Below are 25,049 nucleotides of genomic sequence, written 5' to 3'. Positions count from 1 at the left end.
GTAACCCAATCGATGGTGAAGCATCTTACGACCAAATCCGGCCCGATGTCATTGTGCCGAATCAACCCGATTGCGATGGCAGAGTTCCGCCTTATGCCGTATTGCCGGCGTCGATCGTGAACACCGTGCCGGTGACGTTGCGACCGCCCTCGCCGAGCAGATATTCCACCATGCGCGCGACGTCATCAGTCTCCGGCAGGCGGCGCAGCGCGCTGCGGCCAGCGATGCGCTTGCGGCCATCGTCGGAGAGATTGTGCGTCAGCTCGGTATCGATGAAGCCGGGCGCGATCGCATTCACGGTGATGCCGAGCTTGCCGACCTCGCGCGCGAGCGAACGCGTGAAGCCGGTCGCCGCAGCCTTGGTCGCACCATAGACCGAGAGGCCGTTATAGCCCGTCGTCGCGATGATCGAGGAGATGTTGATGATGCGGCCTGCGCCATCGGCCATCATCTGCCGCGCGACATATTTCGTGAGGATGATCGGCGACAGCACGTTGAGCTGCACCAGCGCCTCGATCTCCGAATTGTGCATGGTGGCGAGCAGGCCCTCGGTGCCGAGGCCGGCATTGTTGACGAGGCCATAGGTCGGACCGAACTCGTCGCGCACCAGCTTTGCGAACGCCGGAATCGCATCGATCACGGCGAGATCGCAGGCACGGAAATGCAGGCGCCCATCCGACTCCGCGATCGCGGCTTTGAGCTCGTCGGTCTCGCGCCGCGCCGCCGCAATGACGTTGTAGCCGGCGCCGACCAGGCGCTTTCCGATCGCAAGGCCAATGCCGCGGCTGCCGCCGGTGACGAGAACATTATGCATCGGTGCGTGCCAGTTTACCGGCCGGGGTGACGTCGAGGGCCTCGACGAAGCGGATCACCGCCGGCACCTTGTGCGAGGCCAGCTGCGAGCGACACTGATCAAGGATCTGGTCGCGGATCTCCTTCGCCCGGGCCTGATCGGTGCCTTCGGCGAGAATCACGTCGGCGACGACGATGCCCCCGGTGATCGGGCTGCGCCGCGACTTCGCGCGCGACATCCGCACGTCCGGATGACGGTTGATCGCCGCTTCGATCTCTTCTGGATGAACCTTCAGCCCGCCGATATTGATGATGCCGCCGCGGCGGCCGACGAAATAATAGCGGTCGCCCCGCAACTCGACGATGTCGCCGCTGTCGACGAACCCGTCGCCATCGGTGAGCGCGGCGGCGTTACGGCCGATATAGGCGTGCGCCGTGCGCGTCGAGCGAATGCGCAGCGAGCCGTCGACGACCTTCATCTCGACGCCGTTGCGGTTGCCGAGATAGTCGGCCGGAAAACCTTCAAGCCCGTCATTGACCGCGAAGCCGACGCCCGCCTCGGTCGAGGCATAGGCGTGCCCGACGGAGGAATTGGGGAAAGCCGCCTTCAGCCCGTCGAGCACCGCCTGGTCGGCGATCTCGCCGGAGAGACGAACATAGCGAGGAGCGAATTGCGCGGCCGAGCCGCTCATCAGGAGCTTGCGCCAGTGCGAGGGCGTACCGGAGATGTGGGAGACGGCGCGCGCATTCAGCCGCGCGACGTGATCGGCCAGCGCCTCGTGCGGGTCAGACAGCACCATCGAGCCGCCGGAGACGATGGCGCGGAGGAAGATCTGCAAGCCGCCATAGCGGCGAATGTCGTAGAACGTCGCCCAGACCGGCGCGGGTCCCTTTGCGGGACCTTCAGCGACGATGGCGCCGGTGAGCGCTTCCAGCGTGTGACCGACGATTTTCGGCACGCCTGATGTGCCGGAGGTTAGCATCAGCCATTCCGTGGCGCGCTCTGTCCTGGCAGGCGCCGTCGCCTGGAGCGGTAATTGTGCGGTGACGACCAGCGACACGCCGGTCCCCGCCCAGCAATCGGGCTCGTCGGTGACGACGGCGTCGATCCCGGCATCGGCGATCAGCGCCTCCAGATGCGCGGGGTTGAGATCCGGCGGGCACAGCAGCATGCGACGGGCGATGCCGTCGAGCTCGATCATGGCAACGCCCGACCGGAGCTGGTCCGACAGCTTGAGCAGGACGGCGCGGCCGGACAGCTCGCGCAGGCGGCCACCGAGAACCGTCTGCGACAGGATGTCGGTCAGCGACACCACATGGTGCGCGTCCGACAGCGTCCGGTCTTTCAGTTCCGCGCCGAGATGGTCACGGAGCGCAAAAATCTCACGCGGGGACATTTTCGTAGGCCCGCACGAAATCGCCAACCGTGGCGGGGAACGCTGCGTCCTCGGAAATGGTGAAGGGGTCGACGCCGGTCTCGTCCTCGAGACGCGCGACCAGGATGGCGAAGGCGAGCGAGTCAAAACCCGTCTCGTGCAGGGACAAATCGTCCGAGAGGGCGGGAAGCGTGACGTGCTGCTCTTTGGCGATCTGCTGGATCGCCTCGATGACTTTAGACCTGACCGACATGGCTTTCTCGCCTCTTGCTTAGTTAACCAACCGTGTTTCTTGCGGCGGCTCTCGAAGACCGCCTCCCATGGCCGCTTGTTTACCGGACAGAAGTAAATGCCCTCTTGGACAATTCAGATAAAATTGGACCGATCTGCCGATTTTGGCGCGGCTACAGCCTGATCGCACCGTCCTCGATCTGCGCAAATACTTCGGAATCGAGGGCGACATAGGCGCCGAATTTCGGCTCGAGCATGAACATCGGGTCCGTCACCGCCCCGGGATCGAAGCCCTCGCGGGCAAGTTCACCCTTCTTCTGCTTGAACGTCTCGGTCGCATCGAGCTCGCGCGAGATGCGAATGAAAACGGGACGGGCGTAGGCCGGCAGGCGCTGTGCGAGATGCGCAGGCAAGGCCGCGATATCAAATCCCTCGTTCACGACGATCGCGCTCATGCCGGCGCGGCCATCCGTGCCGGGAATGCTGACGCCGTAGGTGGTGGCATCGACCACGCCGGTGAAATCGCGCACGGCGTCGTTGACTTCCGAGGTCGCGACGTTCTCGCCCTTCCAGCGAAAAGTGTCGCCGATGCGATCGACGAAATGGAAGAAGCCTTTGTCGTCGAGCCGCATCAGATCGCCGGTGCGGAACCAGGCATCACCCTTGGCAAAGACATCGTGCAGGATCTTCTTCTCGGTCTCGCCGGCATCGGTGTAGCCCTCGAAGCGGCCACCGCCCTCGTCTGCCCTGCCGATGCGGCCGATGGCCTCGCCAGCCTCACCGCGGGCGCAGGCGATGCAAAAGCCCTCGACATCGCGCAGGGGCGCCCCGGTATCCGGATCGAGCCTGACGAGGCCGGCAGGAAAGCGATGCGCCAGCATCGGCGGGATGCGGCCGATCGCACCCGGCAGGCCCTCGACGTTGAACAGCGAGAAATTGCCTTCGGTCGCGGCATAGAATTCGAGAATGCGGGGAATGGCGAAGCGGCCCTGGAAATCCTCCCAGATGTCGCCGCGCAGGCCATTGCCGCAAACCATCCGCAGACGATGGCGGTTCTCGTATTCCGACGGCGGCGCCTTGAGCAGGTAGCGGCAGAGTTCGCCGATATATTGAAACAGCGTGCAGTCGTGCCGGACGATGTCGGACCAGAAATTCGACGTCGAAAACTTCTCCGCGATCACCACCGAGCCGCCGGCGGCCAGCATGCTGCACGGCGCGACAATGCCGCCGACCGAGTGAAACAGCGGCAGGCAATCATAGAGCCGGTCCTGCGGCGTCGCGCCGGTGAGGCCGGCAAACCAGAAACCCCAGTTGAGAATTCGGCGGTGGCTGATGCTGGCCGCTTTCGGCAGTCCCGTCGTGCCTGAGGTGTAGATCAGCAGCGCGCGATCATCGATGGCGACGCCACCGTGCTCCTCCGGCGACAGCGCCCCGTCATCGAGCGCGGCGAGCGCCACGTCGATCGCACGCTCGCTGCGGGAATCGCCGTGGGTCCAGATTTCTGCACTTGTCTTGAGATGCGACGTTGCGCTCGCCAGCGTCGCGGCGAGATCATGCGCGACGATGATGTGAGAGGGCTTTGCGACATCGATGCAATGCGCGAGAGATTTCCCGACGAGCTTGGTGTTGAGCAGCGCCACCACGCCGCCGACACGGCTGATCCCGAGCCAGGCTGCGACATAATCGACGCCGTTCGGCATGATCAGGCCGACGGTGTCGCCCTTGACGACGCCAACCGAACGCGCCCAGCGCGCGTAACGATTGATGCGCTTCGACAGGCCGTCATAGTCGAGTGCCGCGTCATCCGTGACCAGCGCGACACGGTCGGGCTGACGCCGCGCCCAGTCGTCGATGACGTCCGCGAACAGGCGGCCCGGCAGCGTCTCGATCCGTGCGGTCAGTTCGATCGCCTTCAGCCAGATCTTCGAAGCCGAGGGCGCGCGCGCGGCTCTGGGTTGCTCGATGACGCCGGTTGTCATGCCGTTCATTCTTTCGGACGGTATCTGCTTGTTGCCGGCAGCTTAGCCCGCGCGTCCTGCCCAGGTGTTAAGAGACAAGGTAAAACTCGGTTAGCTCTCGATTAACTGCAATCATCCTTTACCAAGCGGATGGGAACGGCGCGCGACCTCGCGCAATTCTTGCGATAGCAAATCCAGTCATTCGGGCACGCTGCGCGTGCCCCCTCGCCTCGCGCGAGATGAACTGGAGGCGACAATGATTCCTTCAGACCGCGACCTGCGCCGCGGCTGTGCTCGTAGCGCCGCGCGCCTTTGCGATCGGCAACCCGTCCTATCCTTCGCGCAGCGTGAAATGGGTGGTTCCTTACGCACCGGGCGGCGCCACGGACGTGCTGTCGCGGCTGATCTGCCAGCGCCTGTCCAACCGGCTTGGGCAAACCAATGTGGTCGAGAACAAGCCAGGCGCCGGCAGCAATATCGGAACCCAAGCCGTGATCGCGTCCGCACCGGACGGATACACGTTGTTGCTGACCTCGACCGCGAACGCGATCAATGCCTCGTTCGATCCGGCCCTGCCCTATGATTTCGCCAAAGGCATCGCACCGGTCGCCGGCATCGCACGCATTCCGCTGGTGCTGGTCGTCAACAACGATTTACCGGTGAAGAACGTCGCGGACTTCATCGCCTACGCCAAGGCCAATCCCGGCAAGATGCCGATCGCCTCCTCCGGCATCGGCACGTCGTTGCATCTCTCCGGCGAGCTGTTCAAGTCGATGGCCGGTGTGCCACCGATCGCGGACACGTTGTCCAGCTACGAGACTTCATCCTTCTACGGCGCCGGCGCGCCCTACGACACGCCGCGCGAGATCGTCGACCTGCTCAATCGCGAGGTCGACGCGGCTTTATCCGATCCCGAGATCAAAGCCCGCATCGCCGAACTCGGGCGCGATCCCGCTTCACGGCAAGGCCGGCGAATTCGGTGGCATGCTCACCGCCGAAACCGAGCGCTGGCGCAAAGTGGTCGAGCTGTCGGGGATCAAGAAGGAATAGCTTGCTGCTTTTGCGCGCTAAGCAAGCTGGTGGTTACCCCGTACGACGCATCCCGGTCCGTCAATATACCTTCTTGTGACGCCTGCGCGGCGGGGGCGGCGGCTCGTCGAAAGCGTAGTAGGGATTGAGGTCGCAGCTGGCCGCGAGGCCCGATGCCGTGGCGCGGCACTGCGGCAGCGACGTGAAGGAGCAGTCGAACCAGTTGGCGCCGCCCCCACTGGGGCCGCCGCCCGCATAGACGTGCATGCACACCGGATAACGCGGATCGTAGGTCTGGGCGCTGGCATCTGCCGCGACGAACAGCGTGGCAATGGCTGTGATGGTCAGGAGAGGCAGGCGCATCGGACATTTCCTCGAATCGGTAGCGACGGCAAGCGTTATGCTATTTCGATATGGCACAGCAGCGCGGAAGAAGCGATCGTTCCTATTCATACCTCTCCCGCTTGTGACACGCACCAAAAAACGATGCGACACGGCGCCTTAACTGACTGAAACCGCAAAGGCGCTCCTTGGGCGATCTGCACTCAATGCATATCTCGCGACAACAATCCTTCGACAAAGGTCGCACGCCACCGGCGCAGGAAACCATTCGCAGGCCTGGGCGAACCGACTAGTCTCTCGATGACAACGCCGGCCCCGGAGCGATGACGTTCCGGGGCATCGAAAAACATACGGGCTGAAGGAAACGCAGATTCGCTCTCGATCTCTCGAGTGCGGCTCCGCCGTACGCGGCGAGAAGATGCGCTCGCCGGTCTGTGGGCTCAGGGCATGCAAGAGAGTATCTCGTCTCCATTTATCCGCTATCCAATCGGCACCTCGCTGCTGATGGCGGGCATCTTGTTCGTAGGCCTCGTGGCCTACCCTCTGCTGCCGGTTGCGCCGCTGCCGCAGGTCGACTTTCCGACCATCCAGGTTTCCGCCTCGCTCCCGGGCGGCAGCCCGGAAACCATGGCGTCCTCCGTGGCGCAGCCGCTGGAGCGCCAGCTCGCGCAAATCCCCGGCATCACGCAGATGACCTCGACGAGCTCGCTCGGCTCGGCATCGATCACCATCCAGTTCGATCTCAATCGCCTGATCGATGCCGCCGCCAACGACGTGCAGGCCGCGATCAACGCCGCGGGCGGCCAGTTGCCGAAGAACCTGCCCTCACCCCCGACCTACAGAAAGGTCAACCCGGCGGATTCGCCGATCATGATCCTGTCGGCGACCTCCGACACGCTGCCGCTGACCACCGTCAGCGACCGTACCGACGCCCAGCTCGCGCAGCAGATCAGCCAGATTCCCGGTGTCGCCCAGGTGTTTGTCGGCGGACAGCAGAAGCCCTCGGTCCGCATCCAGATCGACCCGGCCAAGCTGGTCGCCAAGGGACTGTCGCTGGAGGACGTGCGCAGCCAGATCGCGATCGCGACCACGGACAGCCCCAAGGGCAGCATCGACGGTGCCCGGCGCGCCTATACGGTCTATGCCAACGACCAGCTGCTCGAGGCCGCGCAGTGGCAGGACGTGATTATCGCCTATCGCAACGGCGCGCCTTTGCGGATTCGCGACATCGGCGAGGCGGTGTCGGGTCCGGAGGACATGAAGACCGCGGCCTGGGCCGACGGCAAGCGGGGCGTGTTCCTGGTCATCTTCAAGCAGCCCGGCGCCAACGTCATCGAGACGGTCGACCGCATCAAGCAGAAGCTGCCGCGACTCATCGCGGCGATCCCGCCGGCGATCGGCATCAAGATCATCAGCGACCGCACCATCACCATCCGCGCCGCGGTCGATGACGTGCAGATCACGCTCCTGATCACCATCGTTCTGGTGGTGATGGTGATCTTCATCTTCCTGCGCAGCTTCTGGGCCACCATCATCCCGAGCATCACGGTACCGCTGGCGCTGCTCGGCGCCTGCTCGCTGATGTGGGTGTTCGGCTACTCCCTGGACAATCTCTCGCTGATGGCGCTGACCATCGCGGTCGGCTTCGTGGTCGACGACGCCATCGTGATGCTGGAGAACATCACGCGCTATGTCGAGCAGGGCGAAAACCCTGTTACCGCCGCCTACAAGGGCGCAGCAGAGATCGGCTTCACCATCGTTTCCATCAGCATTTCGCTGGTCGCCGTGCTGATCCCGCTGCTGCTGATGGGCGGCATCATCGGCCGGCTGTTCCGCGAATTCGCGGTGACGCTGTCGATGGCGATCTTCGTCTCGCTCGTGGTTTCGCTGAGCCTGACGCCGATGATGGCCTCACGCTTCCTGCGTTCCGACCACGAAGCCCGCCACGGTCGCTTCTACCAATGGAGCGAGCGGCTGTTCGAGCGCCTGCTCGGCGCCTATGAGCGCGGGCTCGACCTCGCGCTGCGGCACAGCCTGATCACGCTCTGCGTTTTCTTCGCCACCGTCGCGCTGTCGGGGCTGCTATTCGTCCTGATCCCCAAGGGCTTCTTCCCGCAGCAGGACAACGGCTTCCTCACCGCCGTGTCGGAGATGCCCCAGGATATCTCCTTCGCCGAGATGAAGCGGCGGCAGGAGGAGCTCAATGCCATCGTGCAGGCAGACCCTGCAGTCGATTCCATCGCAATGTTCATCGGCGGCGGCGGCACGGCGCTGAATTCCGGGCGCATGTATGTCACGCTCAAGCCGATCGGGGAGCGCGACGCCAATGCGCAACAGATCATTGCGCGGCTGCGACCGCAGCTCGCCGAGGTTGAAGGCGCACGGCTCTACATGCAAGCCTCGCAGGATGTACGGCTCGGCGGACGCGCCACCCGCACCCAGTTCGAGTTCACGCTCCAGGACGCCAATCTTGCCGAGCTGAACGCCTGGGCGCCGAAGATCCTGACGGACATGAAAGGCCTGCCGGAGCTTCGCGACGTCGCCACCGACCAGCAGACCGAGGGCACGACCGTACAGCTCACGATCAATCGCGACACCGCCGCGCGTTATGGCATCCAGCCACAGTTGATCGACGACACGCTCTACGACGCCTTCGGCCAGCGCCAGGTGGCGCAATATTTCACGCAGACCAACAGCTATCACGTCGTGCTCGAGATAACCCCGGCGCTGCAAGGCAAGCTCGACACGCTCGACAAGCTTTACATCAAGTCACCGCTGACCGGCGACGAGGTCCCGCTCTCGGTCGTCTGCAGCTGGAACAACGAGCCGGTGCGACCGCTCGCGATCGCGCATCAGAGCCAGTTTCCGGCCGTGACGATCAGCTTCAACCTTGCCGAGGGTATCGCGCTCGGACAGGCGACCGCGGCCGTGATGCGCGCGGTGAACGAGATGGGGGCGCCGCCGACGCTGTCGATGAGCTTCCAGGGAACGGCACAGGCATTCCAGCAGTCGCTCGGCACCGTGCCGATGCTGATCCTCGCCGCGCTCGTCGTGGTCTATCTGGTGCTGGGAGTGCTCTACGAGAGCTACATCCACCCGCTGACCATCCTGTCCACACTGCCCTCCGCCGGCGTCGGAGCAATCGCGATCCTGATGGTCTTCGGCTTCGATTTCAGCCTGATCGCCCTGATCGGGGTCATCCTTCTGATCGGCATCGTCAAGAAGAACGGCATCATGATGGTCGACTTCGCCATCGTCGCCGAGCGCGAGCAGCACCTGACGCCGGAGCAATCGATTCGCCAGGCCGCGCTGCTGCGCTTCCGACCGATCATGATGACCACGATGGCAGCATTGCTCGGCGGCGTGCCCCTGATGCTCGGCACCGGCACCGGCGCCGAGATCCGCCAACCGCTCGGCTATGCCATGGTCGGCGGCCTCATCGTCAGCCAGGCGCTGACCCTGTTCACGACCCCCGTCGTCTACCTCTACCTCGACCGCCTCTCCAACACGCTGTCACGCTGGATGGAGAGGAAGCCGGTGGTGGAGAAAGAGGGCGAGGAGCAGAAGGACGCGGCGGAGTAAGCAGGGCCCGCGTCAGCCCAGCCCCTGCAACACCAGCCGGTTCAACCTCGCGGCAAATGCCGCCGGATCTTCAGGCAGCTCGCCATCCAGGATCTGCGCCTGTTCGAGCAGGAGCAGGCTGAGGTCGTCGACCGTCTTGGAGCCAGCCTGGGCCCTGGTGATCGCCGTGACCATGGGGTGGCGCAGGTTGATCTCCAGGATGGGCCGGGTGCGTAGGCCGCGGTTTTGCTGCGCCAGGATGCGCTCGAGCTCGCGGCTCGGGCCCTGGCTGTCGGCGACGAGGCAGGACGCCGAGCTTGTCAGGCGGGTCGAGGCCTTGACGTCGCTGACGCGTTCGCCCAGCGCCGCCTTGATCACCGCGATCGTGGCGGCCTCGTCCGCCTGGGGCTCGTCCTTTTTCTCCTCGTCCTTTTCGTCGACGCGTGGAATCAGGTCGAGATTGAGATCGCCCTGGCTCAGCGACTTCAGCGGCTTGCCTTCGAACTCCGTCGACATCGATGTCCAGAACGCGTCGACCGGATCGGACAGCAGCAGCACCTCGATGCCGCGCGCGGCCGCCGCTTCCAGCCGCGGACTGGACTTCAGCCGCTCGATGCTGTCACCGACCAGATAATAGATTTCGGTCTGGTTCGGCTTGAAATCGGCGACGACGTCCTTGAGCGCACGCGTCTCGCCGGCCGTGGTGGTGAAGCGCGACAGCGCCAGCAGCTTTTCGCGGCGCTCGAAATCCTCGTAGATGCCCTCCTTCAGCACCGCACCGAAGGCGTCCCAGATCTTTGCGAAATTCTCGGCGTCCTTCTCGGCGAGGCCTTCGAGCTCGTTGACGACGCGGGTCGCCACGGCCTTGCGAATTTGCGCCAGTTGCGGGTTGTTCTGGAGCATCTCGCGCGAGATGTTGAGCGGGAGATCCTCGCTGTCGACGACACCGCGGATGAAGCGCAGATAGCCGGGCAGCAGATCGGCGTCGTCGGTGATGAAGACGCGGCGGACATAGAGCTTGACGCGGCCCTTGCGGTTCGGCTCGAACAGGTCGAACGGCTTGGCCGACGGCGCAAACAGCAGCACCGCGTAGGAGTAGCGGCCTTCGGCGCGGTAGTGCAGCGTCATCGCGGGATCGTCGAAGGCGGACGCGATCTGCTGATAGGCCTTCTTGTAGTCTTCCGCCGTCAGCTCCGATTTCGAGCGCTGCCACAGCGCGCTCGCCGAATTGATCTGGCGCGGCTCGCCCTCTTCCGGCACCAGCTCGATCGGGAACAGGATGTTGTCGGAATAGGCGCTGACGATGCGCTCGATCTCGTAGGTCTCGAGATATTTCCTGGCGTCGTCCTTCAGGTGCAGGACGATCTCGGTGCCCCGCGCCACACGGGCCGCCTCTTCGTCACTGGCGCGCGCTATCTCGAAGCCGGAGCCGCCTGATGACGTCCAGGTCCAGACATCGCTCTCGCCGGCGCGGCGGCTGACGACGACGATCTTGTCGGCGACCATGAAGGCGGAATAGAAGCCGACGCCGAACTGGCCGATCAGGCCGAGGCCGTCCTTGGCTTCCTTCAGCTTCGACACGAAGGCCTTGGTCCCGGAGCGGGCGATGGTGCCGAGATGGTCGATCAGCTCCTGCCGTTCCATGCCGATGCCGTTGTCGGCGACAACAAGCGTTCCCGCTGTCTTGTTCGGGATGATCCGGATCTTGAGCTCGTCGCCCTCGCCCAGCAGGCCCGGATTGGCGATCACCTCATAGCGCAACTTGTCGCAGGCGTCGGAGGCGTTGGAGACGAGCTCGCGCAGGAAAATGTCGGTCTCCGAATAGACGGAATGCACCATCAGGTGCAGCAGTTCGGAAACCTCGGCCTGGAAAGGTTGCGTATGCGTAGCCGTGTCGGACGTCGTCATGCGTTTACCCGGTCAATCAGAAATGGAGAAAGCCGGGATATAACGTGATGGGATAGGGGATCAAGTGGACGCCCAAAACCGCCCTCCCGACAGGAGAGCGGTTTTCGCACGAGGGCCGATGCGGATCAGGTCACGCAACGGCCTGGCTGCAGCAATTTGGCGACCTCGGTCAGGGAGCTGACCATCGGCTCGCAGGCGATCGTCGGCTTGCGGCCAGACTTCAGCAGCGTCGGCGCCGGCTTGGCGTTGCCGGTCTCGATGGCCGCGGGCACGCGGAGCAGCACCGACGTATCGGGCAGATCGTTCAGCCGCATCGAGACGGTGCGGGTTGGAACTGCCGATGGCTTCAGCGCGGCCTGACGGTCGGACTTGCCGGCGCGATTGACAATGTGACTTGCGACATTGGGGCCCGAGGTTTGGCCCGGCTGATCAGCGAGCGCTTCCCAGCGGGAGGCCAGATCGTGGCCGGAGGCCAGCTGCACGGCGCCGACCTGAACGGCGCCCAGCGTCGCGACGAGTGCGACGGCACCAAAAAATACCTTTTGAGTCTGTGGCATGGCTGTCGATCCCTCGCCCCTTGGCGATCGCGGGAACAACGCGGAGGGAGGAGCGGAGTTTCCGAGACGTTAAGATCACTTAACCGTGTCCCAAATTCACGCCAGGCCGCACAAAAGGCCGAACAAAAAAATTTGCAATCAGCTGGAACGACTCTCGCCCCAGGGAGTCGTTCCAACAGCCGGCTATTCCCCCCTGCCCCATAAGCCGGCGACGTAGGGCGCGACTGTGGTGATGCCAGTCGCGCCTTACTTTTGTCCGGGGCTCGCCTTGCTTGCAGACTATCTGGTCTTCCCCGCCAACCACGCCCGTCCCTCGGCATAGAGCTTCTCGACCTCGGCGCCGATGAGGCCCGGCATGTCGCGCTTGACCTTGTAGCCGATCAACTCCTGCATGTAGGCGAGGTGGCGGTAGCCTTCAGGCAGCGCTGCCAGCGCCTGCTGGTCGAGGCGAAGGGTCGCGGCAGGATCGACCGGATCGATCCGGTCCTTCTCGTAGATCGGCTGGCGGCGGACGATGCCCCACTGACCTTTCCGCTTCTCCTGGAAATCGTAGAACCGCCCGGTGCAGACGACGTCGCAGAGCACGTCGTGCACCAAAGCCCGCTGCGAGATCGTCATCTTGGTCTGCGCAATGGCCCGCTCGCCTGCGAGATCGATGCTGGTGCCGCCCAGGAAATGCAGGATGCGCACGCCCTTGGCAAAGCCCTCCTGGCTGACGCGCATGAAGTCCCGTGCCGGCCCCTGAAACCAGGTGGCGGACATCCAGCCGCCTTCGTGCCAGACGGAGGCAAACCGCTCCCAATCGCCTGCATCGCGCCACACCGCCCAGTTCTCGACGAGGTCGCGGATGGCGAGGCGGTCGAGCAGCTGCTGGTCCATGGTGCACGTCTCCAATGTGGGGCGATGCACGAGGTATGAGCGGCGAACGCGATGGGCGTCAAGCGGCCGTGAAAAATCCGGCGTGCTTGCAGCACGCCGGATTGGATCACTTGGCGTTGTGCCGAACCGCCCGAGTCTTACGCCGCAGGCGCCTTCGGCGTGCGGTTGCGCGAATTGCGCTGGAAGAACAGCGCCTGGCTCGCCACCGCCGACACCATGGCGGGCTGGAACGGCTTTGAAATCAGGAAGGCCGGCTCCGGGCGTTCGCCGGTGAGGAAGCGCTCCGGATAGGCGGTGATGAACACCACCGGCACCTCGAAGGTGCGGAGCAGCTCGTTGACGGCGTCCAGGCCCGACGAACCGTCGGCAAGCTGGATGTCGGCAAGGATGAGGCCCGGCCGCTTGTTCTTGGCCAGCGCCACCGCATCGGCATGGGTGCGCGCGACGCCGACGACATTGTGGCCGAGATTCTTCACCAGGCTCTCGAGATCCATGGCAATGAAGGTCTCGTCCTCGATGATCAGGACGTCGGTCGCGATCTCCGCCGCCATCTCGCGGCCGGCGGTGTCGGCCAGCCGCCGCGTCTCGGCGACATCGGTCGCGAGAATGTAGGCAACTTCCTCTTCCGAAAACCCTTCGAGCGAGAGCAGCAGGAAAGCCTGCCGCGGCAACGGCGTGATGTTGGACAGCCGCCGCTCTGGCGGCATCGGCAGCGTCGCCACCTCGGCGTCGTCATTGACCGAGACCGAATTCCAGATCTGGGTGAACAGCCGGAACAGGCCGGCACGCGGCCCGTGGCTTTCGTCGAGCACCGACGGATCTCCCAGCATGGCTTCCAACATGGCTGCGACATAGGCGTCGCCGGAGGCCTGGCTGCCCGTCAGGGCACGTGCATACCGGCGCAACAACGGCAAGTGTTCAGCAACGAGCTGTGAACGGGACATCCCCACTCCATTCATCATCGGGCCAACCTTGAAGAACCAGGCAATATGAGGGGAGGCCCGGGTTCCCCTGCTGGGGCTGATTACGCCTCAGGATAAGAAAAGTTCCGCAGAGGGGGGAACTTTTTGTCGAACCTGGAATTGAACTCGTCCAGGGAACGGCTCCCGGTTGAGAAAACTTCTCTATTTTGCAGTCACTTAACTCGGGGAAACGTGGAACAGGTCATGAAAGATCTCAAGTCTCAAGCCAGCAAAAGCACGACCCCCGGCAAGGGAGGCCTAACTCCGGAGATTCAATCCCGGATCGGGCACCAACTGCGCGCCATGTACGACGACGTCGTGCGGCAGGGGGTTCCGGACCGGTTCGCGGAACTCATCAAGAAGCTTGATGCGCCCGGAGGTGGATCTCCAAACGAGAATGGGGCTGGGGGCTCCAACGACAACAATGGGAGGGATTAATGCCTCTCACGAACTCCCTGCGTGACGACATCCTCGCGGCCGTGCCGAGCCTGCGCGCGTTCGCGATCTCGCTCAGCGGCAATGCGGACCGCGCCGACGATTTGGTGCAGGAGACGCTGTTGCGCGCGCTCGCCAACATCGACTCGTTTCAGCCCGGCTCCAACCTGCCGGCATGGCTGTTCACGATCCTGCGCAACCTGTTCCGCTCCGACTATCGCAAGCGGCGGCGCGAGGTCGAGGACGCCGAGGGCAACTATGCCAAGACGCTGAAGACACAGCCCTCGCAGAACGCCCATCTCGAGTTCGAGGAGTTTCGCACCGCGCTCGACAAGCTTCCGCAGGACCAGCGCGAAGCCTTGATCCTGGTCGGTGCCTCCGGCTTCTCCTATGAGGATGCGGCCTCGATCTGCGGCTGTGCGGTCGGCACCATCAAGAGCCGCGTCAATCGCGCGCGCTCGAAGCTCGCCGCACTGCTCTATGTCGACGGCGCCGAGGACTTCGGACCCGACGAGACCGTGCGCGCCGTGATCGGCGGCAGCGGCGGATAGCGCGTCAATCGATTGAGGGCGACAGCTGTGAAGGCGGCCGTTTGCGCGGCCGTCTTGGCGCGCGTGCAGGTTATTTCCCGACGAACGTCACCGTGTCGGCGACCGATGCCCGCGAGGTGCGGTAGCTGTTGACCTTATGGGCGTTATCGGCATAGCCGAACGAGATGCCGCAGACGACACGGCGGTCGTCAGGCAGGTCGAAGTGGCGGCGGATCAGGCCGGAATGTCGCGCCAATGCGGCCTGCGGAATCGTTCCGAGCCCGAGCGCTTGCGCGGCGAGCATGAAATTCGAGACGTAGGCACCGCAATCGATCGCGCCGTAGATGCCGAGCGGCTCGTTGGTGTGAATGATCGCGACATGCGGCGCGCCGAAGAAATTGTAGTTCTCCAGCGCCTGTTTTGCGTAAGCCATCTTGTCGCCTCTGACAATGCCGAGGGTGTTGTAGAGCTGAAAGCCGCTCTCGCGGCGGCGTTCGAGATAGACCCCGAGATATTCGCGCGGCGGCGTGAAATCGTAGTCGTCGCCGAGGCCGCCCGAAGCCTCCTTGTAGATCAGCTGGCGGAAGCGCTCCTTGGCCTCGCCGCTGGCGATGATGACCTGCCAGGGCTGGCTGTTGCACCAGGATGCGGTGCGCTGTGCCGTCGTCAGCACATGCTCGATGGTGGCGCGGTCGACCTCTTTCGGCAAGAAAGCGCGAACCGAGTAGCGCTCGTTGAGGAGGTCTTCGAGCACGCCGATGCGGTCGTTCTGGCTTACTTTTGCGTCCATGGATCAGCTCGCTCTTCGTAGGTTGGGTTATCACCGCCCCTTGGTCGGGATCTTGTTATACGGCACGTCCTTGTCGACACGGATGTCGCCCGGCAGGCCCAGCACGCGCTCGGCGATGATGTTGCGCAGGATCTCGTCGGTGCCGCCGGCAATGCGCATCCCGGGAGAGGACAGCAGCATCTGCTGAAATTGGCCCTGGACGGTTTCCTCCGCATCCCCGGTGAGCAACCCGGCAGCGCCCTGGAGATCCATCGCGTAAGTCGCGATATCCTGCAGCATCACGCCCGACACCAGCTTGCCAATGGAGTTTTCGGGGCCGGGACGCTCGCCCTTCGACAGTGCCGAGATCGCACGGTAGCTCGTATATTTCAGCCCGCTCGACTTCACCGCCCAGCTCGCAAGCTTTGAGCGCACGGCCGGATCGTCGATCGCAAGCCCGTCCTCCAGCATCAGGTTCGAGCAGAAGTCGAACAGCTCAGGCACACCGGTTGCAAGCCGCGCACCGATCGACATGCGCTCGTTCATCAGCGTGGTCAGCGATACGCTCCAGCCTTCGCCGATCGCGCCGAGACGCTGGCTGTCGGGGATCACGACGTCGGTGAAATAGACTTCGTTGAACTCCTGCATGCCGTTGGCCTGCTTGATCGGTCGAACCTCGACGCCTTTGCTCTTCATGTCCAGGAAGAACATGGTGAGGCCCTTGTGCTTGGGCACACCAGGATCGGTGCGGGTGATCAGGAGGCCGTAGTCGGAGTAATGCGCACCGGAGGTCCAGATCTTCTGGCCGTTGATGATCCAATTGTCACCCTGCTTTTCCGCGCGCGTGCGAAGGCCCGCGACATCGGAGCCGCCGGCGGGCTCGGAGAACAACTGGCACCAGATTTCCTCGCCGGAGGCGAGCTTCGGCAGATAGCGACGCTTATGCTCCTCGCTGCCCCAGGCCATCACGGTTGGGCCGCACATACCCTCACCGATCTGGAACGGCTGAGTCAACTTGCCGTAGACGCCCTCCTCCTGCTGCCAGATCACCTTCTCGATCGGCGTGGCGCCACGGCCACCATATTCCTTCGGCCAATGCAGGCAGGCCCAATTGCCGTCCGACTTCTTCTTCTGCCAGGCCTTGCCGACCTCGACCATGTCGTGCTTCGCAAGCCTGATGCGGCCGAGCGAGGATTTTGACAACTCCTCCTCGAGTTCTTTCGGCGCGTTGGCGACAACCCATTTGCGCGCGGTCTCGCGGAATGCGGCTTCCTGCGGGGTGTCGTCGAAATTCATGGCGGACCTCTCAAATGCTTGCTCGGTGCGTAGGGTGGGTCCGCGAAGCGTAACCCACCGCTTCTGCTGACGCGGGGACGAAAGAGGTGGGTTACGCCTTCGGCTAACCCGCCCTGCGAACTCATCTTCCCTTGGTCGGGATCTTGTTGAACGGCACGTCCTTGTCGACCCTGATGTCGCCGGGCAGGCCCAGCACCCGCTCGGCGATGATGTTGCGCATGATCTCGTCGGTGCCGCCTTCGACGCGCGTACCGGGCGCGCGCAACAGCATCGCCTGGAAGCGGCCGGCCAGTTCGGCATCTTCACCGCTAACGACGCCGGCTGCACCTTGCAGATCCAGCGCGTAGGTCGCGACGTCCTGGATCATCGAGCCCGCCACCAATTTGCCGATGGAATTTTCGGGCCCCGGCCGCTCGCCCCTCGACAGCGCGGAGATCGCGCGCATGCTGGTGTATTTCAGCCCGCTCGCCTTCACTGCCCAGTTCGCGAGCTTCGAGCGCACCGCGCGATCCTCGATCGCCGGACCATCGTCGAGCATCAAGCTCGAGCAATATTCGAACAGCTCCGGGAAGCCGGTCGAGACGGCGGCGCCGATCGCGCTGCGCTCGTTCATCAACGTGGTCAGCGAGACGTTCCAGCCGTCACCGACCTCGCCGAGGCGCTGATGATCAGGGATGCGGACATTGGTGAAATAGACCTCGTTGAAGTCGGAGGCGCCGCTCGCCTGCTTGATAGGCCGCACCTCGACGCCCGGGCTCTTCATGTCCAGGAAGAACATTGTGAGGCCCTTGTGCTTGGGCACGGTCGGATCGGTACGGGTCAGCAGGATGCCGTAGTCGGAATAATGCGCGCCCGAGGTCCAGATCTTCTGGCCGTTGATGACCCAGTCGTCGCCATCTTTCTCGGCACGTGTGCGCAAGCCCGCAACGTCCGAGCCGCCGGCGGGTTCGGAGAACAGCTGGCACCAGACCTTCTCGCCAGAGGCGAGCGGCGGCAGATAGGTGCGCTTATGCTCCTCGCGCGCGAACGCCATCATGGTTGGCCCGCACATGCCGTGGCCGATGATGAACATGCGGGAGAGCTGGCCGAACGGGCCCTCTTCCTGCTGCCAGATCACGCGCTCGATCGGCGACGAGCCGCGACCGCCATACTCCTTTGGCCAGTGCAGGCAGGCCCAGCCGGCATCGGCCTTCTTCTTCTGCCAGGCCTTTGCGACATCGAGAATGTCAGCGTTCTTCAGCGCCGTGCGGCCGAGCGAGGATTTGCGCAGATCCTCCACATATTGCTTGGGTGCGTTGGCGCCGATCCAGGTGCGCGCGATAGCGCGGAATTCGGCTTCCTGCGGGGTGTCGTCGAAGTTCATATGCGTGCCCTTCGCTTACGCCGCGTTCTTCTTGCGCATGCGGTCGATCAGCTGGTCCTCCCAATAGGACAGGCTGCCGAGCCCGAGCGCCATCGCGTTGGCGCGGCGGTAGTACATGTGGCAGTCGAACTCCCAGGTGAAGCCCATGCCGCCGTGAACCTGGATGTTGTTCTTGGCGCAGTGCTGGAACGCCTGCGTCGCGCTGATGCGTGCGGCCGCGGCCGCTTCCGGCAGCTCGGCCGCGTTGGTCGAGAGCGCCCAGGCACCGTAATAGCTGTTGGAGCGCGCCAGCGTTGCCGAGACATACATGTCGGCGAGCATGTGCTTGACCGCCTGGAACGAGCCGATCTGTCGACCGAAGGCGATGCGGTCGAGCGCGTAGTCGCGGCCCATTTCCAGCGCACGGTCGGAGCCGCCGACCTGCTCGAAGGCACAGAGCACCGCGGCACGGTCGAGCACCTGCGTGAGAATGCTCCAGCCTTCGCCGGCGGCACCGAGCGGTTCGGCCTTGCAATCCTTGAAAATGATCTCGGCCTGCCCGCGAGTCGGATCGAGATTGGTAAGACTCTTCACCTCGACGCCGCCGGCCTTGAGATCGACCAGGAACAGCGAGATGTCGCTGTCGCGCCCGCTCGATCCGGTGCGCGCCGCAACCACGGCAAAGTCGGCGATTGTGCCATCGGCCACCGGCTTCTTGACGCCGTTGAGGACGCCATTGGCGGCCGCGAGCTTGACGTTCTTCGGCGCCGGGTTGCCCTTGCCTTCGAACAGCGCCAGCGTGCCGATCGCTTCGCCCGAGGCGATTGCGGGCAGCCACTTCTTCTTCTGCGCGTCGCTGCCCGCGATCAGCAGCGCTTCGGCAGCAAGATAGACGGTCGAAGAGAACGGTACCGGTGCATTGGCGCGGCCCATCTCTTCCGCGATCACGCAGAGCTCGAGATGACCGGCACCGGCGCCGCCGAAATCTTCGGGGATCGCGACGCCGAGAAAACCCATCTCGGCGAGGCCCTTCCAGAGCTCCTTGTCATAGGGCGCCTTGCCGTCGAGCACGACGCGCACCGCTTTCGGCGAGCACTTCTCGGCGAGGAATTTGCGCGCCTGATCGCGAAGCTGCTTCTGGTCGTCGGAGAAATCGAAGTTCATGGCGGCTTACCTTTGTTTATTCGTTGTCATTTATTGAGCCCGTCATTCCGGAGCGCGACGAAGTCGCGAGCCCGGAATGACGAGGTGAGGGAGGGGCGCTTCATCGCAGCACGATCACGTCCTGGTCCGGTCTATCCGAATAAAGCCGCTCCACCAGCGCCGCACGGCGTTCCAGGCCGGCGCGCTGGTTGATGTAACCCTTGTCGGTGAGCTCGTTGCCGTCGATCGAGGGCGGCTCGGCCATCAGCATTGCGCGGGCGATGATGCGGCTGCTGGCGCCTTCGCATTCCTTGTTGTGGGCCTGGAGCCCGCGCTTGAAGCAGGCGATCACTTCGGGATGCTTCACTGCGTCCTCGAAGCTGAGATCGGGATTGCCGACCAGCTGACGGCAGGCATGCAGATTGGGCCAGGCCAGCAGACCGATGAAGGCGCGATCCTGACCCGCGACCAGGGCGTCATGCACGACGGGTGTCGCGGCCGCAATCGCATCAGTGCGGAGCGAACCGACATGCACGAAGGTGCCGGTCGTGAGCTTGAAGTCCTCGACGACGCGGCCGGCAAAGATGATGCCCTTCACCGGATCGGCATCGTCGACGAAGATGCCGGCGTCGCCGATGCAGTAAAAACCTTCTTCGTCGAACATCTTCTTGGTCAAGTCAGGCTGCCCAAAGTAGCCGGGCGTGACGTTGACACCGCGCAGGCGCAGCTCGTATTTCGATCCGCACGGCACCATCTTCAACTCGACGCCGGGGAACGGCAGGCCGATCAGGCCGACGCGCTCGGTGTCCCAATAGGTGCCGGTCGAGGTCGGTGCGGTCTCGGTCGAGCCCCAACCGGTATAGAACACGATGCGTTCGCCGGTGGTCTTCACCGCCAGCGCCTGCATGCGATCATAGAGATCGTCGGGCAACCGCGCACCGCCATAGGCCATGATCGACAAGTTCTTGAAGAACGAGCGGCATAGAGCATCGTCCTTCTCCATGGCAGCCGCGAGCGCGGCATAGCCGGCCGGCACGTTGGCGTAGTAGGTCGGCGAGACCTCGCGAAGATTCTTGATGGTCTCTTCGAGTTGGCCCGGCATCGGCCGTCCGTCGTCGATATAAAGCGTGCCGCCATCGACCAGCACAGGATGGAACGCGGCGTTGCCGCCCATGGTGTGATTCCACGGCATCCAGTCGAGCACCACCGGCAGCGGGCCGCCCGGCACGCGCGGCCGCACCTGCATCATCATGGCGGCATTGGCGCACATCATCGCTTGCGTGTTGATGACGGCCTTGGGCATGCCGGTCGAGCCCGACGTGAACAGCAGCTTGCCGATGGTATCGGGCGTGATTTTTGCGATCGACGCGTCGACGTCTTTCGTCACCGGCGTTGCAGCTAGCTCGGCGAAGCTGACGCTCTTCACGCCCTCGCACGGCCGCACGACGTGAACGACGGTGACACCGGTGAGATCGAGTGCCTTCAGCGCCTTCTCGAAGGTCGGGCCGTCCTGAACCATCACGACCGCCGGCTTGATCAGGTCGAACAGGTACTTCAGCTTGACGTGATCGTGGCTCATCAAGGAGTAAGCCGGCGACACCGGTGCAGCCGGGACGCGCGCCTGCATCGCGGCCTGCGTCATCAGCGCATGCTCGATCGAATTGCCTGACAGGATCGTCACCGGACGTCCCTCGAGCTCGAGATCGAGCAGCGCCTGCGTCAGCGCATCCACGGTGCGCTTCGCTTCGCCATAGGAGACCTTGCGCCATTCGCGATTGGGTCCACCGCGCTGCGCGAGCCAGATGCGCTCAGGCGCCTCTCTGGCCCATTTTGCCAGCGAGGCCGGAAGATGTGTCTCGTAGGCCTGCAGCGGAATGCGCGACTTCAGAACCACCGTGCCGTCAGCGCGCCGCTCGACATCGATGTCTCGCGCAAGCCACTCAACCTTGCGAAAGGCGGGCTTTGCCATCACCGCCGCCGCGCTTCCACTCATTTTGCGTCTCCCGGAATTATTGTCCTTTGCGGATCTTCGTTGTTTCAGCGCTTGATATAGACAGGCTTTCGCTTCTCAAGGAAGGCCCTGATGCCTTCCGAAAATTCCTCAGAGCGGCTGCACAGGACCTGGTTGCGGTCCTCCATCGCGATCACAGCTTCCAACGATCCGGCATCGACGCTCATGTTGAGACATTCCTTCGACAGGCGCAGCCCGACCGGCGAAGCCGCCATCATCGCATCGACGTAAGGCTCGGCCGCTGCATCGAGCTTGTCCTCGTCGACGACCTCGGAGACGAGCCCCACCGCAAGCGCGCGCTCGGCGCCGATGAAGCGTCCGGTGAGGATCAATTCGGAGGCGACCGAGACGCCGACGAGCCGCGGCAGAAAGTAGCTGGTGCCGATATCGCAGCCACCGAGGCCGAGCTTGATGAAGGCGCAGTTCATCCGCGCCGATTTCGTCGCGAGGCGGATGTCGGACGCCAGCGCCAGCGCAAAGCCGCCGCCGGCCGCCGCGCCCTGCACCAGCGACAGGATCGGCTGCGGACAGCGCCGCATCAGCATGACGATGTCGGCGATGCGCCGCTGCGAGTCCAGCGACTCCGTGACGCCGGGCGGCTCCTGTTGCCCGGCGCGGCGCGACATCGCGGCTTTGAGATCGAGGCCTGCGCAGAAATTCTTGCCCGCACCCCGAAGCACGACGACGCGCGTGTCGCGGTTGCGCTGGAGGCCCTGGAAATAAACGTTGAGCGCATCGATCAGCGCGGGATCGAGCGCGTTGAGGCTGTCAGGACGATTGAGCGTCACCCGGTCGACGCCGTCGTCATGCTCGATCAGCAGCGGTTGGGACATGGGGCGCTCCTGCATCCGCTCTTTGGGTGGCGGTTATTGCGCCCTCTCCCCTTGCGGGAGAGGGCATGTACGTCGCTAGCCAAGAGTTCGCTTGGGTGAGGGGTCTGTCTCCGTGGATAGAAACCCCTCAACCGGCGCGCTACGCGCGCCACCTTCTCCCACAAGGGGAGAAGGAAGAGCCCTACCGCGGAGCCATACGAATGGCGCCGTCGAGGCGGATGGTCTCGCCGTTCAGCATCGCGTTCTCGACGATGTGCACGGCGAGCGCGCCGTATTCCTTGGCATCGCCAAGGCGCGAGGGATGCGGCACCTGGGCGCCCAGGCTCTTGCGAGCCTCCTCGTTCAGACCCATCAGCAGCGGCGTGAAGAACAGGCCGGGTGCGATGGTGTTGACGCGGATCTTCTGGCTGGCGAGGTCACGCGCGGCCGGCAGGGTCAGGCCGACCACGCCGCCCTTCGAGGCCGAATAGGCGATCTGGCCGATCTGGCCTTCGTAAGCGGCCACCGAAGCCGTGTTGATGATGACACCGCGCTCTTCACCAACAGGCTCGATCGTGACGAGCCGCTCGGCGAACAGCCGCAGGCAGTTGAAGGTGCCGATCAGGTTGACGTTGATGATGCGCGCGAACTTCTCCAGCGGATAGACTCCGTCGCGGCCGACGATGCGCTGCGAGCCGCCGATACCGGCGCAGTTCATCAGCACGCGGGCGACGCCATGCGCGGCTTCCGCCTTGGCGATCGCGGCCTTGATCTGCTCTTCGCTGGTGACGTCGGCGTGAAGCGCGATGCCCTTCACTTCAGCGGCAACCTTCTCGGCATTGTCCTTGTTCTGGTCAATCACGCCGATCCTGGCACCCTTGGCCGCCATGGCGCGGGCGGTCGCTTCACCGAGACCAGAGCCACCACCGGTGATGAGAACGGCTACGTCTTTCAATTCCATGACAGGCTACCTTTCCTCTGCCTTTTCCTTGGGCGTTTCTTCTCTAGACTTGCAAGTCGTCAACTTCACAAGTGATGGCCGGATTATCCGGCCGCGGCAGCTTCCTCGGCTTGCGTGAGGATGCCGCCGCAGATCAGCGTTTCCATGTGCTTGATGTATTGCCGGCAGACGTCATCGGTGACCGGACCGACGCCGGTCGCGCGAGACATCGCGTGCCGGCCGAAGAACAGGTGATCGCAGGCGCCGATCAGGCTGGTGTAGAACAGCACAGGATCGGTTTGGCGGAACTCGCCGCGGCTGACGCCTTCGGCGAGCAGGCGGCGATGAAAGTCGAGCAGCGGCGCGACGAAAAATTTTGAAACTTCGTCTGCAGAACCGGCGACACTCTCATGCAGAAGATAATGGATCAGACGGTTCATATAGGGGAACCGGTGATAGGCGCGGATGATGCCGGCGATATGCAGCTTCAGCTTCGCCGTCGACGTGATCTGCTGCGCCAGGAGATATTCGAGATTGGACATTTCCGTAGCAGCATCCCGCGCAAGCAGCGCCAGCAGCAGGCCGTCCTTGTTGCCGAAATGATATTTGACCAGCGCGGCGTTGGCGCCCGACTTCTGCGCGATGTCGGAGAGCGATATCTCGATCGACGAGCGTTCGATCATCAACTCGCTCGCGGCCACGAGCAATTTCTCTGCCGTGGAATTCTTTCCGCTGGGGAGCCTGCTCGGTACGCTGGTAGTCACGGAAATCCCTTGTTCTCGCCGCTTGAAGCGGGCCGCAGATAAGCCCAAGCAGCGCCTCCCCACAAGAGTTAATTGATCGATTGACTAAACGATATCCTGCCCCTTAAAACCCCGACAACCCAATTCAGAACAATCATGGGAGAGACCGAAATGGCCGAGGCTTATATCGTCGCCGCTGCGCGGACCGCGGGCGGGCGCAAGGGGGGCCGCCTCGCCGGCTGGCATCCGGCCGATCTCGCCGCGAAGGTGCTGGACGAGCTGGTCGATCGCACCAAGGTCGATCCCACGCTGGTCGAGGACGTGATCATGGGCTGCGTGATGCAGGTCGGTGAGCAGTCCAACAACGTCGCGCGCAACGCGATCATGGCATCGAAGCTGCCCGAGAGCGTGCCGGGCACCTCGATCGACCGCCAGTGCGGCTCCTCGCAGCAGGCCTTGCACTTCGCGGCACAGGCCGTGATGTCCGGGACCATGGACGTGGTGATCGCGGCCGGCGTGGAATCGATGACGCGCGTGCCGATGGGCCTGTCTTCGCAGCTCGCCGCCAAGAACGGCTTCGGCCATTACAAGAGCCCGGGCATCGAGGCGAGATATCCCAACATCGTGTTCAGCCAGTTCACCGGCGCGGAGATGATGGCGGAGAAGTACGGCCTGTCGAAGGACGATCTCGACGAATACTCCTACAACAGCCATCAGCGCGCGATCGCGGCGACCCAGGCCGGTCACTTCAAAAAGGAGATCGTGCCGCTCGAGATCGTCAGGGCCGACGGCAGCAAGGACACCCATCACATCGACGAAGGCATCCGCTTCGATGCCACGCTCGAAGGCATCAAGGGCGTCAAGCTGATCGCCGAGAACGGCAAGCTCACCGCGGCCAGCGCCAGCCAGATCTGCGACGGCGCCTCCGGCGTGATGGTCGTCAACGAGCGCGGCCTCAAGCAGCTCGGCGTCAAGCCGCTAGCACGCATCCATCACATGACCATGACCGGCGGCGACCCCGTCATCATGCTCGACGCGCCGCTGCACGCCACCAAGAAGGCGCTTGAGAAGGCCGGCATGAAGGTCGACGACATCGACCTGTTCGAGGTCAACGAGGCCTTCGCCTCGGTGCCGACCGGATGGCTCAAGACCACCGGTGCGGATCCGGCCCGCCTGAACGTCAACGGCGGCGCGATCGCGCTCGGCCATCCGCTCGGCGGCTCCGGCACCAAGCTGATGACGACGCTGCTCCACGCGCTGCATCAGCGCGGCAAGCGCTATGGCCTGCAGACCATGTGCGAAGGTGGCGGCATGGCCAACGTGACGATCGTCGAACGACTGTAAGAAGAAAAGCGAAGAACGCATGGCGAGTGGTGAGTGGTGATGGGGAGCGGCTTCCGCCCCTGTCGCCATTCACCGCTCGCCTCTTTTTT

Annotated in this window: 21 protein-coding genes and 1 pseudogene; 5 read left to right on the top strand and 17 right to left on the bottom strand. The window is 63.8% G+C overall.

The genetic code is table 11. From position 1 onward, the window contains the following. Window positions 1–91: 91 nt before the first annotated feature. The 4 genes from QY049_RS08935 to QY049_RS08920 all read right to left on the bottom strand — a co-directional run bounded on the left by QY049_RS08935 (window position 92) and on the right by QY049_RS08920 (window position 4,387). The gene (locus QY049_RS08935) at window positions 92–814 is read right to left on the bottom strand and encodes an SDR family NAD(P)-dependent oxidoreductase (RefSeq protein WP_258763937.1); all 723 of its coding nucleotides are present in this window, start codon (window positions 812–814) and stop codon (window positions 92–94) included. Continuing rightward, window positions 807–2,189 (bottom strand): class I adenylate-forming enzyme family protein, encoded by a 1,383-nt coding sequence (locus tag QY049_RS08930; protein WP_194478009.1) that lies wholly within the window; start codon window positions 2,187–2,189, stop codon window positions 807–809. Before QY049_RS08930 ends, QY049_RS08935 begins: the two co-directional genes overlap by 8 nt. Beyond that, window positions 2,176–2,421 carry an acyl carrier protein gene (locus QY049_RS08925; protein ID WP_015688794.1) on the bottom strand — a complete coding sequence of 82 codons (246 nt, stop codon included), beginning with the start codon at window positions 2,419–2,421 and terminating at the stop codon, window positions 2,176–2,178. The genes QY049_RS08930 and QY049_RS08925 overlap by 14 nt, the downstream gene beginning before the upstream one ends. Before the next feature lie 151 nt (window positions 2,422–2,572). Beyond that, window positions 2,573–4,387 carry a long-chain-acyl-CoA synthetase gene (locus QY049_RS08920; protein WP_258763938.1) on the bottom strand — a complete coding sequence of 605 codons (1,815 nt, stop codon included), beginning with the start codon at window positions 4,385–4,387 and terminating at the stop codon, window positions 2,573–2,575. A 260-nt stretch (window positions 4,388–4,647) separates the two neighbouring features. Between QY049_RS08920 and QY049_RS08915 the strand changes: the two are divergent. After that, window positions 4,648–5,407, top strand: a pseudogene (locus QY049_RS08915) (tripartite tricarboxylate transporter substrate-binding protein). Window positions 5,408–5,467: 60 nt separating this feature from the next. Here the strand turns inward: QY049_RS08915 and QY049_RS08910 are convergent. Next, entirely contained in the window at window positions 5,468–5,749 is a 282-nt protein-coding gene (locus tag QY049_RS08910) for a DUF3551 domain-containing protein (RefSeq protein ID WP_194478011.1), read from the bottom strand. A gap of 426 nt (window positions 5,750–6,175) precedes the next feature. Between QY049_RS08910 and QY049_RS08905 the strand changes: the two genes are divergently transcribed. Continuing rightward, entirely contained in the window at window positions 6,176–9,310 is a 3,135-nt protein-coding gene (locus QY049_RS08905) for an efflux RND transporter permease subunit (RefSeq protein ID WP_258763940.1), read from the top strand. Between the two features lie 12 nt (window positions 9,311–9,322). Here QY049_RS08905 and htpG read toward each other — a convergent pair whose 3' ends face one another. The 4 genes from htpG to QY049_RS08885 all read right to left on the bottom strand — a co-directional run bounded on the left by htpG (window position 9,323) and on the right by QY049_RS08885 (window position 13,577). Further along, window positions 9,323–11,197: a molecular chaperone HtpG gene (htpG, locus tag QY049_RS08900; RefSeq protein WP_258763941.1), complete on the bottom strand. Its 1,875-nt coding sequence runs from the start codon at window positions 11,195–11,197 to the stop codon at window positions 9,323–9,325. 125 nt (window positions 11,198–11,322) lie between these two features. Then, window positions 11,323–11,754: a hypothetical protein gene (locus tag QY049_RS08895; RefSeq protein ID WP_258763942.1), complete on the bottom strand. Its 432-nt coding sequence runs from the start codon at window positions 11,752–11,754 to the stop codon at window positions 11,323–11,325. A gap of 279 nt (window positions 11,755–12,033) precedes the next feature. Further along, window positions 12,034–12,633: a nuclear transport factor 2 family protein gene (locus QY049_RS08890; RefSeq protein WP_258763943.1), complete on the bottom strand. Its 600-nt coding sequence runs from the start codon at window positions 12,631–12,633 to the stop codon at window positions 12,034–12,036. 137 nt (window positions 12,634–12,770) lie between these two features. Beyond that, window positions 12,771–13,577 carry a response regulator gene (locus tag QY049_RS08885; protein ID WP_258763944.1) on the bottom strand — a complete coding sequence of 269 codons (807 nt, stop codon included), beginning with the start codon at window positions 13,575–13,577 and terminating at the stop codon, window positions 12,771–12,773. Between the two features lie 222 nt (window positions 13,578–13,799). Between QY049_RS08885 and QY049_RS08880 the strand changes: the two genes are divergently transcribed. After that, entirely contained in the window at window positions 13,800–14,033 is a 234-nt protein-coding gene (locus QY049_RS08880) for a NepR family anti-sigma factor (protein WP_194478017.1), read from the top strand. Then, window positions 14,033–14,581, top strand: a complete 549-nt coding sequence (locus tag QY049_RS08875) for a sigma-70 family RNA polymerase sigma factor (RefSeq protein WP_092288831.1) — start codon at window positions 14,033–14,035, stop codon at window positions 14,579–14,581. The genes QY049_RS08880 and QY049_RS08875 overlap by 1 nt, the downstream gene beginning before the upstream one ends. Before the next feature lie 70 nt (window positions 14,582–14,651). On the opposite strand, the gene QY049_RS08870 is transcribed toward QY049_RS08875, so the two are convergent. The 8 genes from QY049_RS08870 to QY049_RS08835 form a co-directional block, all read right to left on the bottom strand. Beyond that, a complete protein-coding gene (locus QY049_RS08870) occupies window positions 14,652–15,350 on the bottom strand; it encodes a nitroreductase (RefSeq protein ID WP_258763945.1) in 699 nt (232 codons plus the stop codon). 30 nt (window positions 15,351–15,380) lie between these two features. After that, window positions 15,381–16,625, bottom strand: coding sequence for an acyl-CoA dehydrogenase (locus QY049_RS08865; protein ID WP_258763946.1), 1,245 nt, complete (start codon window positions 16,623–16,625; stop codon window positions 15,381–15,383). A 121-nt stretch (window positions 16,626–16,746) separates the two neighbouring features. After that, window positions 16,747–17,988, bottom strand: a complete 1,242-nt coding sequence (locus QY049_RS08860) for an acyl-CoA dehydrogenase (RefSeq protein WP_258763947.1) — start codon at window positions 17,986–17,988, stop codon at window positions 16,747–16,749. Between the two features lie 15 nt (window positions 17,989–18,003). Beyond that, a complete protein-coding gene (locus QY049_RS08855) occupies window positions 18,004–19,131 on the bottom strand; it encodes an acyl-CoA dehydrogenase family protein (RefSeq protein WP_258763948.1) in 1,128 nt (375 codons plus the stop codon). Window positions 19,132–19,231: 100 nt separating this feature from the next. Continuing rightward, on the bottom strand, window positions 19,232–21,103 hold the full coding sequence (locus tag QY049_RS08850) for an AMP-binding protein (protein ID WP_258763949.1): 1,872 nt from the start codon (window positions 21,101–21,103) through the stop codon (window positions 19,232–19,234). 44 nt (window positions 21,104–21,147) lie between these two features. Continuing rightward, a complete protein-coding gene (locus QY049_RS08845; RefSeq protein ID WP_258763950.1) occupies window positions 21,148–21,954 on the bottom strand; it encodes an enoyl-CoA hydratase/isomerase family protein in 807 nt (268 codons plus the stop codon). Between the two features lie 181 nt (window positions 21,955–22,135). Further along, window positions 22,136–22,894 (bottom strand): SDR family NAD(P)-dependent oxidoreductase, encoded by a 759-nt coding sequence (locus QY049_RS08840; protein WP_194478024.1) that lies wholly within the window; start codon window positions 22,892–22,894, stop codon window positions 22,136–22,138. Between the two features lie 83 nt (window positions 22,895–22,977). Continuing rightward, window positions 22,978–23,556, bottom strand: coding sequence for a TetR family transcriptional regulator (locus tag QY049_RS08835; protein WP_246755630.1), 579 nt, complete (start codon window positions 23,554–23,556; stop codon window positions 22,978–22,980). 231 nt (window positions 23,557–23,787) lie between these two features. On the opposite strand from QY049_RS08835, the gene QY049_RS08830 reads away from it, so the two are divergent. Next, window positions 23,788–24,960, top strand: coding sequence for an acetyl-CoA C-acetyltransferase (locus tag QY049_RS08830; protein ID WP_258763951.1), 1,173 nt, complete (start codon window positions 23,788–23,790; stop codon window positions 24,958–24,960). Window positions 24,961–25,049 lie beyond the last annotated feature (89 nt).

The sequence above is a fragment of the Bradyrhizobium sp. WYCCWR 13022 genome (assembly GCF_030435535.1).
Lineage (GTDB): Bacteria > Pseudomonadota > Alphaproteobacteria > Rhizobiales > Xanthobacteraceae > Bradyrhizobium.
The sequence above is the reverse complement of the archived record's forward strand: the minus strand, read 5'-3'. Positions and strand labels throughout refer to the sequence as shown.

Bases quoted from the DNA above. Each gene is read 5' to 3' on its own strand.
- QY049_RS08935 (WP_258763937.1), bottom strand. From the start codon at position 814: ATGCATAATGTTCTCGTCACCGGCGGCAGCCGCGGCATTGGCCTTGCG.
- QY049_RS08930 (WP_194478009.1), bottom strand. From the start codon at position 2,189: ATGTCCCCGCGTGAGATTTTTGCGCTCCGTGACCATCTCGGCGCGGAA.
- QY049_RS08925 (WP_015688794.1), bottom strand. From the start codon at position 2,421: ATGTCGGTCAGGTCTAAAGTCATCGAGGCGATCCAGCAGATCGCCAAA.
- QY049_RS08920 (WP_258763938.1), bottom strand. From the start codon at position 4,387: ATGAACGGCATGACAACCGGCGTCATCGAGCAACCCAGAGCCGCGCGC.
- QY049_RS08910 (WP_194478011.1), bottom strand. From the start codon at position 5,749: ATGCGCCTGCCTCTCCTGACCATCACAGCCATTGCCACGCTGTTCGTC.
- QY049_RS08905 (WP_258763940.1), top strand. From the start codon at position 6,176: ATGCAAGAGAGTATCTCGTCTCCATTTATCCGCTATCCAATCGGCACC.
- htpG (WP_258763941.1), bottom strand. From the start codon at position 11,197: ATGACGACGTCCGACACGGCTACGCATACGCAACCTTTCCAGGCCGAG.
- QY049_RS08895 (WP_258763942.1), bottom strand. From the start codon at position 11,754: ATGCCACAGACTCAAAAGGTATTTTTTGGTGCCGTCGCACTCGTCGCG.
- QY049_RS08890 (WP_258763943.1), bottom strand. From the start codon at position 12,633: ATGGACCAGCAGCTGCTCGACCGCCTCGCCATCCGCGACCTCGTCGAG.
- QY049_RS08885 (WP_258763944.1), bottom strand. From the start codon at position 13,577: ATGTCCCGTTCACAGCTCGTTGCTGAACACTTGCCGTTGTTGCGCCGG.
- QY049_RS08880 (WP_194478017.1), top strand. From the start codon at position 13,800: ATGAAAGATCTCAAGTCTCAAGCCAGCAAAAGCACGACCCCCGGCAAG.
- QY049_RS08875 (WP_092288831.1), top strand. From the start codon at position 14,033: ATGCCTCTCACGAACTCCCTGCGTGACGACATCCTCGCGGCCGTGCCG.
- QY049_RS08870 (WP_258763945.1), bottom strand. From the start codon at position 15,350: ATGGACGCAAAAGTAAGCCAGAACGACCGCATCGGCGTGCTCGAAGAC.
- QY049_RS08865 (WP_258763946.1), bottom strand. From the start codon at position 16,625: ATGAATTTCGACGACACCCCGCAGGAAGCCGCATTCCGCGAGACCGCG.
- QY049_RS08860 (WP_258763947.1), bottom strand. From the start codon at position 17,988: ATGAACTTCGACGACACCCCGCAGGAAGCCGAATTCCGCGCTATCGCG.
- QY049_RS08855 (WP_258763948.1), bottom strand. From the start codon at position 19,131: ATGAACTTCGATTTCTCCGACGACCAGAAGCAGCTTCGCGATCAGGCG.
- QY049_RS08850 (WP_258763949.1), bottom strand. From the start codon at position 21,103: ATGAGTGGAAGCGCGGCGGCGGTGATGGCAAAGCCCGCCTTTCGCAAG.
- QY049_RS08845 (WP_258763950.1), bottom strand. From the start codon at position 21,954: ATGTCCCAACCGCTGCTGATCGAGCATGACGACGGCGTCGACCGGGTG.
- QY049_RS08840 (WP_194478024.1), bottom strand. From the start codon at position 22,894: ATGGAATTGAAAGACGTAGCCGTTCTCATCACCGGTGGTGGCTCTGGT.
- QY049_RS08835 (WP_246755630.1), bottom strand. From the start codon at position 23,556: ATGATCGAACGCTCGTCGATCGAGATATCGCTCTCCGACATCGCGCAG.
- QY049_RS08830 (WP_258763951.1), top strand. From the start codon at position 23,788: ATGGCCGAGGCTTATATCGTCGCCGCTGCGCGGACCGCGGGCGGGCGC.